The following is a 16,079-nucleotide window of genomic DNA, read 5'->3' as shown; positions in this document are numbered from 1 at the left end:
CTACGCGGCCGCGAAGGAGGATCCGATGAAGCCGCTGGATCTCATCGGCTGGGCGGCGACGCTGATCCTGGTGGCGACGCTGCTGCGGCAGATCCACAAGCAATGGCGCGCGCCCGACGTGCAGGCGGTGTCGGCCTGGCTGTTCGTCGGCCAGATCAGCGCCTCGCTGCTGTTCATCGTGTACAGCGCGGCCCTGCGCAACTACGTGTTCGTGGCGACCAACACGCTGGTGCTGCTGACCGCCGTGGCCGGGCAACTGCTGCAGACGCTGAAACGGCGGCGCCTGCGCGAACACCGTGAGCGGACGTCATGAGCCGGCCGGCCCTGCTGATCGTGGACATGGTCAGCCGCTTCGATTTCCCCGACGGCGCGCGCCTGGCCAAGGCGGCGCTACCGGTGGCCGAACGCATCGCGCAGCTGCGGACGCGCTTCCACCGCCGCGACTGGCCGGTGGTGTTCGCCAACGACAACTTCGCCGACTGGCAGACCGATTTCGAAGGCCTGTGGACGCTGTGCGCCGACCCGGCGCAGCGCGGCGCGCAGATCGCCAAGCTGCTGGCGCCGCAGCCGCAGGACTACTACGTGCTCAAGCCGAAGCATTCGGCGTTCCTGGATTCGGCGCTGCAGATCCTGTTGTCGCGGCTGCAGGCCACGCGCCTGCTGGTCACCGGCGTGGCCACCGACGCCTGTGTGCTGGCCACCGCGATCGACGCGCGGATGCGCGATTTCCAGGTGCAGGTGCCGCCGTCGTGCTGCGCCACGTTCGGCGCGGCGCGCCAGCAGCGCGCGTTGCGGCTGCTGCACGACGCGTTCGCGGTCAGCGTGAGCGAGCGGCTGCCGGCACGCTGAGCCGGTGGCTCAGGTCGGTCAGGCCAGCGCCGGCAGCGTCGCGCCGTCGTCGCGCTCGCCCGGCGGCGCGGCGGCGACATACGGGAACGCCAGGGTGATGATGGTGCCGCGGCCCAGTTCGGAATCCACGTCGACGAAGCCGCCGGCCTGGCGCACCAGGCCGTAGACCTGGGCCAGGCCCAGGCCGGTGCCCTTGCCCTCGGGCTTGGTGGTGAAGTACGCCTCGAACAGCCGCGACTTGGTCTCCTCGGACATGCCCTCGCCCTGGTCGCTGACCGCCAGGGTCACGTAGCGGCCGGGCTGGCGCAGCGCCGCCGCCTCGTGCGTGGCCGGCACGTGCAGGGTGCCGCAGCGGATCGACACCACGTCGCCCGGCTGGCAGGCGTCGCGCGCGTTCAGGGCCAGGTTCATCACCGCCTGCTCGACCGAGCCGCGGTCGGCATAGGTCGTCGCGGCGCCGTCGGCGGTCGCCAGCTGCAGCTGCATTTCCCCGCCCAGCGCCTGCGCCAGCAGCGGCTGCATCTGCACGACCACCTCGCACAGGTCCAGCCACTCCGGCTTGACCGGGTGCGCGCGGGCGAAGCCGAGCAGGCGCCGGGTCATCCGCGCGCCATGCTGCAGCGCCTCGCCGGCGATGCCGAGCAGCTTGCGCTGGTCCGGCTGCAACCGCTGCGGATGTTCGGCGACCATGCTCACCGAGGTCATCGCGGTCTGCAGCATGTTGTTGAAGTCGTGGACGATGCCGGCGAGCATCTGCCCGATCGCCTCGCCCTTCTGCGCCTGGGTCATCGCCCGCTCGGCGACGCGCTGCGCGGCCAGGGCGATGTCCAGCTGCCCGCGCAGCTGGGTGCGTTCGGCCTGCAGCTGCTGCCGCCCCAGCGCCTCGCTGACCGCCGGCGGCGGCGCGGCGGCGGCCTGCGGCAAGTCGCCGAGGGTACGCAGGGCCTGCTCGATCTGGCGGTGTTCGGTGATGTCGCGGCTGATCACCAGCACGCTTTCCACTTCGGCCTGCGCGTTGGTCAGCGGGCTGGCCAGCACGTGCCACCAGCGCGGGCGGCCATCCAGGGTCGGGCGCTGCGCCCAGAATTCGTATTGTTCGTTGCGCAGCGCCGTGGCGAGCGCGGTTTCCGCGAGCGGCCGCATCTCCTCCGGCCACAGTCCTACCCATTCGTGGCCGACGATGCGCTTGGGCTCCGCCGCGCCCAGCAGGCCCAGGCCATGCGTGTTGATCGAACGCACGACGCCATCGCGGCCGATCTCCTTGATGCAGTCGTGCGAGAGTTCGACGATCTGTCGATAGCGGGCGTGAGTGGGCAAGCGACGTCTCGCGATTGGGAGGCCGAGGATATGGGCATCATCGTGGCGTCACCAGCGCTTCACCCCTCAGTGGTGAAGCTGCGGACAACGAAGCCGATGGCATCAGCATTATGCGCGGGACTTGCGCCCTCACCACAATTCTTTTGGTGGAGGACGACCAGACGATCCGGGAATTGGCTGCGATGATGCTCGACGCCGATGGCTATCGCGTGCTGAGCGCCGGCACCGCGAACGAGGCGCTCCAACTGCTCGAGCAGCATCCCGACGTGGACCTGATCTTCAGCGACGTGCAGATGCCCGGCTGCGACGGCGTGACCATGGTGCGCGAACTGCGCCGGCGCGCGGTCACCATCCCCGCCCTGCTCACCTCCGGCATGAAGAACCCCGAGACCGCGACGCTGCCCGCGCATACCGGCTTCCTGTCCAAGCCGTACAGCCATTCCGGCCTGCTGGCGGCGCTGCAGCGCCTGCAGCCGGCCCACTAGGCGGCGCGCGGCTCGTTCAGCCGAACACCAGCCTGCCGTACTGCGCCGAACGGATCGCCGCCAACCGTTCGGCGACGAAGTGCTCGCCGGCACGGACATCGCCGAAGTAGACGCCGTCGAATGCATGCCGGCCGAGGACCGCGCCGTCGTCGGACGAGATCCGGATCTGCGGCAGCAGCACCCCATCCGGCCCCGCGGCGAGGACGGCGTCCAACACGAAGCCATCGAGTTCGCGACGCATGCGTTGATCAGGTAGGTTCATGCCGGCATTGCAGCACAGCCCGGATGAAGCCCCCGCTACCCGCGCATTCACGCCGGCCGGCGCGAGCGGCCGCGGCACGGAAAACGAAGCTAAACGATTCATTGGTGTCTGCCCGTGTCACCGCCTGCGATCGGCGAGTCACTATGCGGTAGCGGCCCGGCTGTAGCGTAGACAACACGCGCACTTCACGCCCCTTTTATCGCCGAATTCGTAGATTGCTGAAGAAGCGCTGACCCGCTTGTCCGCTGTACCTCATTCCATCTTTGGTTTTACGCCGCGCGCCTGTGAAGGCCTGCGGCGGCAGTTGCTTTCCGTGTCCCCGTCTCCCCCTCTTCGACGGAACTGCCATGTCGCCCCCTACGCTCGCCGATTTGCCCGATAGACAACGCGATACCCATCCGGTCCTGCGCGCCCCCCGGCGCCGGCATCGCGACGCGCGCGGCCGCTTCATCCGCGCCGCCGAGGTCACCGTCAAGCTGCAGCCGGCCGCGCGCCGCGCCAGCCTGTTCGTGACCTCGGAGATGGCCGACTTCATCAAGGCCGGCGGGCTCGGCGACGTGGCCGCGGCGTTGCCGCGCGCGCTGCGCGGCAGCTGCGACATCCGCGTGTTGATTCCGGGCTATCCGGCGGTGCTGCGTAAGACCGGCCCGCTGCAGATCGTCGGCCAGATCGCGGCCCATGCCGGCCTGCCGGCCTGCGCGCTGGGCCGCGCGGACCGCCCCGACGGCCTGTGCGTGTACGTGCTGCTGTGCCCGCAGCTGTTCGAGCGCCAGGGTTCGCCGTACGTGTCCAGCGAGGGCCGCGACTGGGAAGACAACGCGCTGCGCTTCGCCACGCTGTCGCACGCCGCCGCGCAGATCGCCGGCGGCCGCGCCGGGCTGGACTGGAGCCCGGACCTGCTGCACCTCAACGACTGGCCGTGCGCGCTGGCCGCCGCCTACGTGCGCTGGTCCGGCGGCCGCACACCGTGCCTGCTGACCATCCACAACCTGGCCTACCAGGGCCTGTTCCCATATTCGATGGCCGCGGCCCTGGGCATTCCGAACGAGGGCCTGCAGGACCTGGAGTTCTACGGGCAGATGTCGTTCCTGCGCGCCGGCATCGTCCACGCCGAGCACGTCAACACGGTCAGCGTCAGCTACGCCGCGCAGATCACCGGCCCGGCGCAGGGCTGCGGCCTGGACTCGCTGTTGGCCCGGCGTGCCGCCAGCGGCCGCCTTAGCGGCATCGTCAACGGCATCGACGCCAGCTGGGACCCGCGCACCGACGACCACCTGCACGCCCATTTCGGCATCGACCAGTTCCAGGGCAAGCGCGAGAACGCCGCCCATGTGCGCCGTGCGTTCGGCCTGATCGACAGCGACGGGCCGCTGTTCGCGGTGGTGTCGCGGCTGGTGCACCAGAAGGGCCTGGACCTGATCTGCGAGGTGGCGCCGCAGATCGTCGCCGCCGGCGGCCAGATCGTGGTGATCGGCGGCGGCGAGCCGCAGATCGAGCAGGCGGTGGCGGCACTGGCGCGGCGCTTCCCCGGCCAGGTCGGCGCCCACATCGGCTTCGAGGAACGCCTGGCGCGGCGCATGTTCGCCGGCTCGGACTTCCTGCTGATGCCGTCGCGCTTCGAGCCGTGCGGGCTGAGCCAGATGTACGCGCAGCGCTTCGGCAGCCTGCCGATCGCGCACGCCACCGGCGGTCTGATCGATACCGTGGACGACGGGGTGACCGGCTTCCTGTTCGAGGACCCGTCCGCCGACGGCCTGCGCCGCTGCCTGCAGCGCGCGTTCCGCACCTTCCGCCTGCCGCGCCTGCTGCAGGCGATGCGCCGCGCGGCGATGCTGCGGCCCAGCGGCTGGGACCTGGCCGGCCGCAAGTACATGGCCCTGTACGACCGCACTGCGGCTCCGACGTCGGCGACGGCGGTGGCATGAGCGAGCGGGAACGGTCGGCGGACACGACGCCGGTGTGGGACGCGCCGCTGGAAGCAGCGGACGACGAGCAGGAACGGCTGGCGCTGCAGGCGCTGGCGTACGGCGAGGCGGTGGACGCGTTCGCCTGGCTGGGTCCGCACGCGGCCGCAGACGGCACGGTGCGGGTGCGCGCGCTGGTGCCGGGCGCCGACGCGCTCGGCCTGCTCGACGGTTCCGGCAAGCTGGTGGCGCGGATGCGCGCGCATCCGCAGGCCGAGGGCCTGTTCGAAGGCGAATTGAAGACCGCGATGCCGTACCGGCTGCGCATCGTGTGGCCGGACGCGGTGCAGGAAAGCGACGACCCGTACGCGTTCGGCCCGGTGCTGGATGCGGCGTGGCTGCAGGGCATGGCCGCCGGCGACGGCGCCGCACTGCGCACCGCGCTGGGCGCGCACCATACCCGCGTCGGCACGGTGGACGGGGTGCGCTTCGCGGTGTGGGCGCCGCAGGCGCGCCGGGTCGCGCTGGTCGGCGACTTCAACGGCTGGGATGGGCGCCGCCACCCGATGCGGCTGCGCCGCGAGGCTGGGGTCTGGGAGTTGTTCGTGCCCGGGCTGCGCGGCGGCGAGCACTACCAGTACGAGATCCTGGCCGCCGACGGCACGCCGCTGCCGCGCAAGGCCGACCCGGTCGCGCGGCACAGCACGCGCGCGCCGGACACCGCCTCGGTGGTGCCGAGCCCCGCCGGCTTCGCCTGGCACGACGCGGACTGGCTGGCGCAGCGCCAGGCGCGCGCCGGCGCCGCGCAGCCGATGAGCATCTACGAACTGCACGCCGGCTCCTGGCGCCACGACGCGCAGGGCCAGCCGCTGCAGTGGGATGCGCTGGCCGCGCAACTGATCCCGTACGTGCAGGAGCTGGGCTTCACCCATATCGAGCTGCTGCCGATCACCGAATATCCGTTCGGCGGCTCCTGGGGCTACCAGCCGCTGGGCCTGTACGCGCCGACCGCGCGGCACGGCGACGCCGACGGCTTCGCGCGCTTCGTCGATGCCTGCCACCAGGCCGGGATCGGCGTGATCCTGGACTGGGTCGGCGCGCATTTCCCCGACGACGCGCACGGCCTGCAGCGCTTCGACGGCACCGCGCTGTACGAGCACGCCGATCCGCGCGAAGGCGTGCACCGCGAGTGGAACACCCTGATCTACAACTACGGCCGCGCCGAAGTCGTCGCCTACCTGATCGGCAGCGCGCTGGAGTGGATCGAGCGCTTCCACGTCGACGGCCTGCGCGTGGATGCGGTGGCGGCGATGCTGTACCGCGACTACGGCCGCAACGAGGGCGAGTGGGTGCCCAACGCCGAAGGCGGGCGCGAGAACCTGGAGGCGATCGCGTTCCTGCGCCAGCTCAACGCCGAGATCGCGCAGCGCTTCCCCGGGGTGCGGGTGATGGCCGAGGAATCCACCGCCTGGCCGGGCGTGACCGCGCCGCTGGACCAGGGCGGGCTGGGTTTCAGCCACAAGTGGAACATGGGCTGGATGCACGACACGCTGAGCTACATGCGGCGCGACCCGGTCCAGCGCCCGCACCACCACAGCGAGATGACCTTCGGCCTGGTGTACGCGTTCTCCGAGCACTTCGTGCTGCCGCTGTCGCACGACGAAGTGGCGCCCGGCAAGGGCTCGCTGCTGGCGAAGATGCCCGGCGACAGCTGGCAGCGCTTCGCCAACCTGCGCGCCTACCTGGCGTTCATGTGGGCGCACCCGGGACGCAAGCTGCTGTTCATGGGCGGCGAGTTCGGGCAATGGCAGGAATGGGACCACGACCGCGCGCTGGACTGGGCGCAGGCGCAACGCCCCGAGCATCGCGGCGTGGCGCGGCTGGTCGGCGACCTCAATAGGCAGCTGCGCGCGCTGCCGGCGCTGTACCGCAGCGATCGCGTGCCTGAGGGCTTTGAATGGAGCGTGGCCGACGACCACCGCAACAGCGTGTTCGCCTTCGTGCGCCACGATCGCGACGGCGGCGCGCCGCCGCTGCTGGCGGTGAGCAACTTCACCCCGAGCGTGCACCACGGCTACTGCCTCGGCGTGCCGCGCAGCGGGCAGTGGCGCGAAATCCTCAACAGCGACAGCGGCTACTACGGCGGTTCCAACCAGGGTAACGGCGGCGTCCTGCGCACCGTGGCGCAGCCGATGCACGGGCACGCGCAATCGCTGGCGCTGACCCTGCCGCCGCTGTCCACCCTCTGGTTGCAAGCGGAGCACTGACGTGAACATCGCAACGAACGCATCATCGACCGGCTCCGCTGCAGCGGCGCCGCCCGCCGCGCTGCGCCAGGGCGCCTGGCCGACCGCGACCGGCGAAGTCGTGTTCGCGCTGTGGGCGCCGGACGCCACCGCCGTGGAGCTGGTGTTCGACGACGGCAGCCGACAAGCGCTGGCCGCCGCCGCGGGCGGCTACTTCACCGCCACCCTCGCCTGCCCCGCCGGCACCCGCTACCGCTACGCGATCGACGGCGGCGAGCCGGTGCCCGATCCGGCCTCGCGCTGGCAGCCCGACGGCGTGCATGGCGCCAGCGCGGTGCTGGCCAGCGACGGTTACCGCTGGAAGCACGGCGACTGGCGCGGCCGGCCGTGGGCGGAAACGGTGTTCTACGAGCTGCACGTCGGCGCCTGCGGCGGCTACGCCGGGCTGCGCGCGCAATTGCAGACGCTGGCGGCGCTGGGCGTCACCGCGATCGAGCTGATGCCGCTGGCCGCGTTCCCCGGCCGCCACAACTGGGGCTACGACGGCGTGCTGCCGTATGCGCCAGCCGCCGCCTACGGCCATCCGGACGAACTCAAGGCGCTGATCGACGAGGCGCACGGGCTGGGCCTGAGCGTGTTCCTGGACGTGGTCTACAACCACTTCGGCCCGGACGGCAACTACCTGGGCCAGTACGCCTCGCCGTTCTTCCGCGAAGACGCGCCGACCCCGTGGGGCGCGGCGATCGACTTCCGGCTGGCGCCGGTGCAGCGCTACTTCATCGACAACGCGCTGATGTGGCTGCACGAGTACCGCTTCGACGGCCTGCGCCTGGACGCGGTGCACGCGATCGTGCCCAACGCATTCCTGGACACCTTGCGCGAGGCGATCATGGCCAGCGTGCCGGCCGGGCGCCACGTGCACCTGGTGCTGGAGAACGAGGCCAACCAGGCCGGCGTGCTGGAGCGCGGCTACAGCGCGCAATGGGACGACGATTTCCACAACAGCCTGCACGTGCTGCTGACCGGCGAGGACGAGGGCTACTACGCCGGCTTCGCCGATGCGCCGGCGCAGCACCTGGCGCGGGTGCTGGGCGAAGGCTTCGCCTACCAGGGCCAGGCCGACCACCGCGGGCATGCGCGCGGCGAACCGAGCGCGCAGCTGCCGCCGCATAAGTTCGTGATCTTCGCGCAGAACCACGACCAGATCGGCAACCGCGCGCGCGGCGACCGGCTGATCACCCAGGTCTCCGAACCGGCGCTGCGCGCGGCGCTGGCGCTGACCGCGCTGACGCCGATGATCCCGCTGTTCTTCATGGGCGAACCGTGGGGCAGCCGCACCCCGTTCCTGTTCTTTACCGATTTCGCGCCGCCGCTGGACGAAGCGGTGCGCGAAGGCCGGCGCCGCGAGTTCGCGCATTTCGCCGCGTTCGCCGATCCGCAGCAGCGCGCGACCATTCCCGACCCGAACGCGCCGAGCACGTTCCAGGCGTCCATTCCCGACATCAGCGATGCCACCCACGGCGACGGCGCGCGCTGGCGCGACTGGTTCGTAGCGCTGATGGCCCTGCGCCGCCAGCACCTGGTGCCGCCGCTGGCGCAGGCACGCGCGCTGGGCGCCCGCACGCTGGGGCCGAAGGCGGTCGCCGCAGGCTGGAGGCTGGGCGACGGCGAGTGGCACGTGGCCGCGAACTTCGGACAGGCGCCGGTGGCGCTGGACCTGCCCGGCGCCACCGTGCATGCCGAAAACGCCGGCGACGATCCGGCGCAGCTGCCGCCCAACGCCTTCGTCGCGCGCTACCGTCCCGGTTCCACACCGTGACCGCACGCTGTCGCGACGCCATCGCGACAGCGTCCCCGGCAAGCTGGCCGTTCCGTTGGTCGCCGACCGACGCGCAGGCCTTGCCGTGCGCGGCACCGGCGACGGCGGGTGCACGTCCTCCCTCCATCACTGCCGCGGCTCCGACTTGCCCATGACCGACACCCCCCTGCACACCCTGGCCTCCGCCGCCGGCCTGCTGGTCGACTGGATCGACGCGTCCGACACGCCGCGCAGCGTCGGCCCGGACACGCTGCGCAGCGTGCTCGGCGCGCTCGGCCTGGACGCGCGCGACGATGCCGCCTGCCGCGACAGCCTGCGCCGACTGCAGGCCAGCGCCACCGCCGCACCGTTGCTGACCGCCGACGTCGGCACGCCGATCGATGCCGGCGGCACGCCCGGCGCGGCGTACCGGCTCGAACACGAAGACGGCAGCCAGCGCGACGGCCGCTTCGATGCGCAGGGCCGCGTCGCGGCGCTGGACACGCACGGCTACTGGACTCTGCAGCACGGCGACCGGCACACCACGCTGGCGCTGGCGCCGGCGCGCTGCTACGGCGTCGCCGAGGCGGTCGACGAAGACGCGCCGCGGCGCTGGGGCCTGTCGCTGCAGGTGTATTCGGCGCAAGGCCCACGCGACGCCGGCATCGGCGACGCGGACGGCGTCGCCGCCTGGGCCGATCGCATCGCCGCGGCCGGTGGCGATGCGATCGCGCTGAGCCCGGTGCACGCGGCGCGGCCGGTCGGCAGCCACTACAGCCCGTATTCGCCCGGCGACCGCCGCTTCCTCGACCCGTTGCAGGCCGCCCCGGCGCGCGTGCTCGGCGCCGCCGCGGCGCAGCGCGCCCTGCAGGCGGCCGGGCTGGAGCAGGCCTTCGCCGAGGCGCAGGCGCGCCCACTGATCGACTGGCCGGCCTCGGCCGCGGCGAAGTGGCAGTGGCTGCGCCAGCTGCATGCCGACTTCGCCCAGGCCGACGCCGCCTTGCATGCGGATTTCGCCGCATTCGAGCAAGAACGCGGCGCCGCCTTGCGCGACTACGCCGCATTCGCCGCACGCGATTTCGGCGATGCCGATCCGGCCCTGCACCGCTTCGCGCAATGGCTGGCCGCGCGCAGCTGGGCCGGCGTGCAGCGACAGGCGCGCGAGGCCGGCATGGGCATCGGCCTGATCGCCGACCTGGCGGTGGGCTTCGATCCCGGCGGCGCCGAAGCCGCGGCCTGGCCGCAGGCGGTGTTGGCCGGGCTGGAACTGGGCGCACCGCCGGACGCGTTCAACGGCGACGGCCAAGCCTGGGGCATCGGCGGCTACTCGCCGACCGGGCTGCGTGCCACCGGCTACGCGCCGTTCCTCGAGCTGCTGCGCGCGGTGCTGCGCGACCGCGGTGGCGTGCGCATCGATCACATCCTCGGCCTGCTGCGGCTGTGGACGATTCCGCGCGGCGCCAGTTCCGCCGACGGCGTGTACCTGCGTTATCCGCTGCACGACCTGCTGCGCCTGCTGGCGCTGGAATCGTGGCGGCACCGCGCGATCGTGATCGGCGAAGACCTGGGCGTGGTGCCGGACGGCATCCGCGCCGAGTTGTCGCAGCGCGGGGTGATGGGCATCGACGTGCTGCTGTTCACCCGCGACGCCAAGGGCGCCTTCCTGCCGCCGGCGCGCTGGCGCGGCGATGCGATCGCCACCACCACCACCCACGACCTGCCGACCCTGCGCGGTTGGCGCCGCGGCGAGGACATCGACTGGCGCCGGCGCCTGCAGCTGTCCGATGCCACGCAGCAACGCGCCGACCACCTGACCCGCGCCGCCGACGTCGCCAGCATGGACGGCACGGTCGCCGCGGCGCTGCCGCAGGCGCAGGCGCGCGACCCGGAACTGGACGCGCTGCGCTTCGTCGCCGCCACGCCCTCGCCGCTGGCGCTGCTGCCGGCCGAGGACGCGCTGGGGCTGGACCAGCAACCCAATCTGCCGGGCACCGTCGACGGCCATCCGAACTGGCGCCGGCGCCTGCCGCCGCCGGACGCGACGGACGCCAGCGCGCTGCTCGACGCCCGCCTGGACGCGTTCGCGCAAGCCCGCCGCAGCGCCTCCGCCGCGCAAGGAACCGACCGATGAGCCTGATCCCGCTGCGCGCCACCGCCCGCCTGCAATTGCACGCCGGGTTCACCCTGCTCGACGCCGCCGCGCAGGTGCCGTACTACGCCGGCCTGGGCATCAGCCACCTGTACCTGTCGCCGATCGGCACCGCGGTGCCGGGCTCCACGCATGGCTACGACGTCACCGATCCGCGCCAGGTCAACCCCGAACTCGGCGGCGAGCCGGCGCTGCTGGAGCTGTCCGAGCGCGTGCGCGCGCACGGCATGGGCCTGATCCTGGACATCGTGCCCAACCACATGGCCGCGCACGCGGCCAACCCGTGGTGGTGGGACGTGCTCAAGCACGGCCGGCAGAGCCGCCACGCCGGCTGGTTCGACATCGACTGGCGCGCGCCCGGGCGCGACGGCAAGCTGTGGCTGCCGGTGCTGGACCGGCCGTACGCGCAGGCGCTGAGCGAAGGCGTGTTGCAGCTGCGGGTCGACGAAGACGGCGAGGCGCGACTAGAGCACCACGACCAGCGCTTCCCGATCCGCCTGGAAGGTCCGGTCGCGCAGGATCCGCCGGCCACGCGCCAGGCCTGGGCGGCCCGGCTCAACGATGCCGCGCGGCTCGGCGACGACACCCTGCATCGCTTGATCGAGCGCCAGTGCTACCGCCTGGCGTGGTGGCGGGTCGGCAACGACATGCTCAACTACCGCCGCTTCTTCGACATCACCTCGCTGACCGCGCTGCGCGTGGAGCAGAGCGAGGTGTTCGCCGCGGTGCACGAGCTGCCGCTGCGGCTGGTCGCCGACGGCCACCTGGACGGCGTGCGCGTGGACCATGTCGACGGCCTGGCCGATCCCACCGGCTACGTGCAGCGGCTGCGTGCGCAACTGGACCGCGCCGGGCGCCGTCGCGGCATCGGCGCCGGCGGCATCGCGTTGTACATCGAGAAGATCCTGGCGCCGCAGGAGACCCTGCGCGCCGACTGGCCGTGCGACGGCAGCACCGGCTACGACTTCATGGACCAGGTCGCCGGGGTGCTGCACGACCCGGCCGGCGCCGCGCCGCTGACCGCACTGTGGCGCCGATACAGCGGCCGCAGCGGCGATTTCGGCCAGGAACAGCGCGCCGCGCGCGACGAGATCCTGCAGGGTTCGCTGCAGACCGAGTTCGTGCGCACCGTGCAGGCGCTGGCCGCCACCGCGCATCTGGAACCGGCGACCCGCGAGTTCAGCCCGCAGATGCTGGCGCAGGGCCTGATGGCGCTGCTGCGGCAGTTCGAGGTGTACCGCACCTACGCCGGCCCCGATGGCCTGGACGAAGCCGATGCGGCGCGCCTGGCGCATGCCGCGCAGCGCGCGCGCGCCGGCGCCGAGCCGCGGGTGGTCGCGGCGATCGACGCGATCGAACGCTGGAGCCGCGACGGTCGCGGCACCGGCAAGGCGCAGATCGCACTGCGGCGCATCGTGCGCCGGCGCATCGAGCAGCTGTCGGCACCGCTCAACGCCAAGTCGGTCGAGGACACCGCGTTCTACCGCCATGGCGTGCTGCTGTCGCGCAACGAGGTCGGCAGCGATCCGGACGTGTTCGCGCTGGCGCCGGACGCGTTCCATGCCGCCAACGCGGCGCGTGCGCAGCGGCATCCGCGCGCGCTGCTGGCCACCGCCACCCACGACCACAAGCGCGGCGAAGATGTGCGCATGCGCCTGGCCGCGCTCAGCGCGCAGGCGCCGTGGTGGGACGCACAGGTCGCGCGCTTCCAGTCGCTGGCCGCCGACCTGCTGCCGGCGGACAGCGCCGCGCCGCTGCCCGGCGACGTGCTGATGCTGTGGCAGATGCTGGTCGCCGCCTGGCCGCTGGAACTGGCCGCCGACGATGCCGCCGGCCTGCGCGACTACGCCGAGCGCATCGCCGCCTGGCAGCTGAAGGCCGCACGCGAGGCCAAGCTGCGCACCTACTGGACCTGGCCGGACGAGGCCTACGAAACCGGCGCGCGCGCGTTCCTGGACGCGGCGCTGCTGGCGCCGGCCGGCGCGCCGCTGCGCGAGGCGCTGGCGCAGGCCGCGGCGGCGCTGGCCCCGGCCGGCGCGCTCAACAGCCTGGTGCAGACCACGCTGCGCCTGACCGTGCCCGGCGTGCCCGATCTGTACCAGGGCAGCGAAGGCTGGGACCTGTCGCTGGTCGATCCGGACAACCGCCGCCCGGTCGACTACGCGCTGCGCCAGGCCTGGCTGCGCGACGCCACCGCGCCGGCCGACCTGCTGCGCGACTGGCACAGCGGCCACATCAAGGCCTGGCTGAGCGCGCAGCTGCTGCAGCTGCGCGCCGCCCATCCGGCGTTGTTCGCGCACGGCGACTATCGCCCGCTGTACGCGCAAGGCGCGCACGCCGACCACGTGCTCGGCTTCCTGCGCGAGCACGCCGGCCAGACCCTGGCGGTGCTGGTGCCGCGCCTGACCGCGGCGCGGCAGGCGCTGGATCCGGCCGCGCCGCTGCGCGCGCCGCAGGACTGGCATAACACCGTTCTGACACTGCCCGCGGCACAGTACCGGCATGTGTTGAGCGGGCGCACGCTCGCGGCATCGGCCACCACGCCGGTGTCCGAGCTGCTCGCCGACTTCCCGGTCGCCGTACTGGCCACCTTCCCCTGACAAGACCGCCATGGACGCAGACACACGCAAGCGCCGCATCGAACAACTCGCACACGAAATCTGGGAGGCCGAGGGCCGGCCCGACGGCCGCGCCGCCCGCCACTGGGCCATGGCCGAACGCCTGGTCGACGCCGAAGCCCACGCCCCTGCGCAAGACCACTCGCTTTCTCCGGCCGGCAACGGCCCCGCCACGTCGTAAGGATTCCGCATGCCGCTTCGCAAGCTCGCCCGCCGCTCCCGCATCCGCGAAGGCCGCTCGTATCCGCTGGGCGCCACCTGGGACGGCCTGGGCGTCAATTTCGCGTTGTATTCGAGCAACGCCACCAAGGTCGAGCTGTGCCTGTTCGACGAGCGCGGCCGCGAGGTCGAGCGCATCGTCCTGCCCGAGTACACCGACGAGATCTGGCACGGCTACCTGCCCGATGCGCGGCCCGGCCAGCTGTACGGCTACCGCGTGTACGGCCCGTACGCGCCCGACGCCGGACACCGCTTCAATCCCAACAAACTGCTGCTCGACCCCTACGCCAAGCAGCTGGTCGGCGAGCTGAAATGGGCCCCGGCCCTGTTCGGCTACACCATCGGCCACAAGGACGCGGACCTGAGCTTCGACCGCCGCGACAGCGCCGCCTACGTGCCCAAGTGCGCGGTGATCGATCCGGCCTTCACCTGGGGCAAGGACCAGCGCCTGCAAACGCCGTGGGACCGCACGGTGATCTACGAGACCCACGTGCGCGGCACCACCATGCGCCATCCGTCGGTGCCCGAGGCCTGGCGCGGCACCTTCTCCGGGCTCAAGGTCGACGAGGTGGTGGAACACATCAAGCGGCTCGGCATGACCGCGGTGGAACTGCTGCCGGTGCACGCCTTCGTCGACGACGAATACCTGCTCAAGCAGGGCCTGCGCAACTACTGGGGCTACAACACCATCGGCTTCTTCGCGCCGCAGCCGCGCTACATGGCCACGCGCACCGTGGCCGAGTTCAAGCAGATGGTGGCGCGATTGCACCATGCCGGGCTGGAAGTGATCCTGGACGTGGTCTACAACCACACTGCCGAAGGCAACGAACTGGGGCCGACGCTGTCGTTCAAGGGCATCGACAACGCCAGCTACTACCGCCTGGCGCAGGATCGCCGCTTCTACATCAACGACACCGGCACCGGCAACACCTTCGACCTGACCAACGCCGGCGCGCTGCGCATGGTCAACGACTCGCTGCGTTACTGGGTGTCGGAGATGCACGTGGACGGGTTCCGCTTCGACCTGGCCACCATCCTCGGCCGCGAGCACCACGGCTTCGATCCCAAGGGCGGCTTCCTCGACGCCTGCCGCCAGGATCCGCTGCTGAGCCAGGTCAAGCTGATCGCCGAACCGTGGGACGTGGGTCCCGGCGGCTACCAGGTCGGCGGCTTCCCGCCTGGCTGGTCGGAATGGAACGACAAGTTCCGCGACAACGTGCGCGCGTTCTGGCGCGGCGACGAAGGCCAGCTGGCCGAACTGGCCACGCGCCTGACCGGCTCGGCCGACCTGTTCAACCACCGCGGTCGCCGCCCCACCGCCTCGGTCAACTTCGTCACCGCCCACGACGGCTTCACCCTGCACGACCTGGTCAGCTACGAGCACAAGCACAACGACGCCAACGGCGAGGAAAACCGCGACGGTTCGGACAACAACATCTCCGCCAACTACGGCGTGGAGGGCGAGACCGACGACGAGCAGATCAACGCGCTGCGCCAGCGGCAGATGCGCAACATCCTGGCCACGCTGCTGCTGTCGCAGGGCACGCCGATGCTGCTGGCCGGCGACGAGTTCGGGCGCAGCAAGGGCGGCAACAACAACACCTACTGCCAGGACAACGAACTGACCTGGCTGAACTGGGACAGCGACGAGCGCGCGCAGCGGCTGACCGCGTTCGTGGCGCGCCTGACCCACCTGCGCGCGCACTACCCGTTGCTGCATCGCGCGCGCTTCTTCGACGGCGTCTACGACGAAGAGTTGGGCATCAAGGATGTGAGCTGGCTGGCGCCGGACGGCGAGGAGATGACCGAGGCGTCCTGGCACGACCCGCATGCGCGGGCGATGATGATGCGCCTGGACGGCCGGGCGCCGTCCAGCGGCCTGCGCCAGGCCGCGTCGAACGTGACCTTGCTGATGATCGTCAACGGTGCCGTCGAGGACGTGACCTTCACCCTGCCGCTGGTCGAGGGCGAGCATTGGCGCGTGCTGATCGACACCGCCGAGCGCGAGCACGAGCACGGCCTGCCGGGCGGCTCGCAATGGCACGGCATCGGCCGTTCGCTGACCCTGCTGGCGGCCGAGCGCGACAGCAAGGCCGCCGCGGCCCAGCACCAGAACGCGGCGCCGTCGCCGACGCCGGCGGCCTGAGCGCGGCGCAGGAAAGCGCGGCCGCTTAGAGCGGCCTTGCCGATCGCGCAATGCGGCTGGCGTCGCTCCACACAGCGCGTGTGGAG

At 71.9% G+C, this 16,079-nt stretch carries 12 protein-coding genes; 10 read left to right on the top strand and 2 right to left on the bottom strand.

The annotated features are described in order from the left end of the window. The first annotated feature begins 25 nt into the window (after positions 1-25). Entirely contained in the window at positions 26-313 is a 288-nt protein-coding gene (locus J2Y70_RS04510) for a hypothetical protein (protein ID WP_309913832.1), read from the top strand. After that, complete coding sequence (locus J2Y70_RS04505) at positions 310-849, top strand: isochorismatase family cysteine hydrolase (protein WP_309913829.1); 540 nt, start codon at positions 310-312, stop codon at positions 847-849. Before J2Y70_RS04510 ends, J2Y70_RS04505 begins: the two co-directional genes overlap by 4 nt. A gap of 18 nt (positions 850-867) precedes the next feature. Here J2Y70_RS04505 and J2Y70_RS04500 read toward each other — a convergent pair whose 3' ends face one another. Continuing rightward, positions 868-2,166, bottom strand: a complete 1,299-nt coding sequence (locus tag J2Y70_RS04500) for an ATP-binding protein (RefSeq protein ID WP_309913826.1) — start codon at positions 2,164-2,166, stop codon at positions 868-870. Positions 2,167-2,276: 110 nt separating this feature from the next. Here J2Y70_RS04500 and J2Y70_RS04495 point away from each other — a divergent pair, with 110 nt between their 5' ends. After that, positions 2,277-2,651, top strand: a complete 375-nt coding sequence (locus tag J2Y70_RS04495; RefSeq protein WP_286038041.1) for a response regulator — start codon at positions 2,277-2,279, stop codon at positions 2,649-2,651. 16 nt (positions 2,652-2,667) lie between these two features. On the opposite strand, the gene J2Y70_RS04490 is transcribed toward J2Y70_RS04495, so the two are convergent. Continuing rightward, on the bottom strand, positions 2,668-3,015 hold the full coding sequence (locus J2Y70_RS04490; RefSeq protein WP_309913823.1) for a hypothetical protein: 348 nt from the start codon (positions 3,013-3,015) through the stop codon (positions 2,668-2,670). A gap of 245 nt (positions 3,016-3,260) precedes the next feature. On the opposite strand from J2Y70_RS04490, the gene glgA reads away from it, so the two are divergent. The 7 genes from glgA to glgX all read left to right on the top strand — a co-directional run bounded on the left by glgA (position 3,261) and on the right by glgX (position 15,993). Beyond that, entirely contained in the window at positions 3,261-4,838 is a 1,578-nt protein-coding gene (glgA, locus tag J2Y70_RS04485; RefSeq protein ID WP_263395816.1) for a glycogen synthase GlgA, read from the top strand. Then, positions 4,835-7,084 (top strand): 1,4-alpha-glucan branching enzyme, encoded by a 2,250-nt coding sequence (locus J2Y70_RS04480; protein ID WP_309913818.1) that lies wholly within the window; start codon positions 4,835-4,837, stop codon positions 7,082-7,084. The genes glgA and J2Y70_RS04480 overlap by 4 nt, the downstream gene beginning before the upstream one ends. 61 nt (positions 7,085-7,145) lie before the next feature. Next, a complete protein-coding gene (gene treZ, locus J2Y70_RS04475) occupies positions 7,146-8,882 on the top strand; it encodes a malto-oligosyltrehalose trehalohydrolase (protein WP_309914704.1) in 1,737 nt (578 codons plus the stop codon). A 151-nt stretch (positions 8,883-9,033) separates the two neighbouring features. Beyond that, positions 9,034-10,992 carry a 4-alpha-glucanotransferase gene (gene malQ / locus J2Y70_RS04470; RefSeq protein ID WP_309913815.1) on the top strand — a complete coding sequence of 653 codons (1,959 nt, stop codon included), beginning with the start codon at positions 9,034-9,036 and terminating at the stop codon, positions 10,990-10,992. A gap of 2 nt (positions 10,993-10,994) precedes the next feature. Further along, positions 10,995-13,610 (top strand): malto-oligosyltrehalose synthase, encoded by a 2,616-nt coding sequence (gene treY, locus J2Y70_RS04465; RefSeq protein WP_309914701.1) that lies wholly within the window; start codon positions 10,995-10,997, stop codon positions 13,608-13,610. Positions 13,611-13,620: 10 nt separating this feature from the next. Further along, positions 13,621-13,809 carry a DUF2934 domain-containing protein gene (locus tag J2Y70_RS04460; RefSeq protein WP_263395819.1) on the top strand — a complete coding sequence of 63 codons (189 nt, stop codon included), beginning with the start codon at positions 13,621-13,623 and terminating at the stop codon, positions 13,807-13,809. Between the two features lie 9 nt (positions 13,810-13,818). Next, positions 13,819-15,993 carry a glycogen debranching protein GlgX gene (gene glgX, locus J2Y70_RS04455; RefSeq protein ID WP_263395820.1) on the top strand — a complete coding sequence of 725 codons (2,175 nt, stop codon included), beginning with the start codon at positions 13,819-13,821 and terminating at the stop codon, positions 15,991-15,993. Positions 15,994-16,079 lie beyond the last annotated feature (86 nt).

It is taken from the genome of Xanthomonas sp. 1678, from assembly GCF_031455575.1.
In the GTDB taxonomy this organism is placed as follows: Bacteria; Pseudomonadota; Gammaproteobacteria; order Xanthomonadales; family Xanthomonadaceae; genus Xanthomonas_A.
Note: the sequence above shows the minus strand (reverse complement) of the source record. Positions and strands in the feature narration are given on the sequence as shown.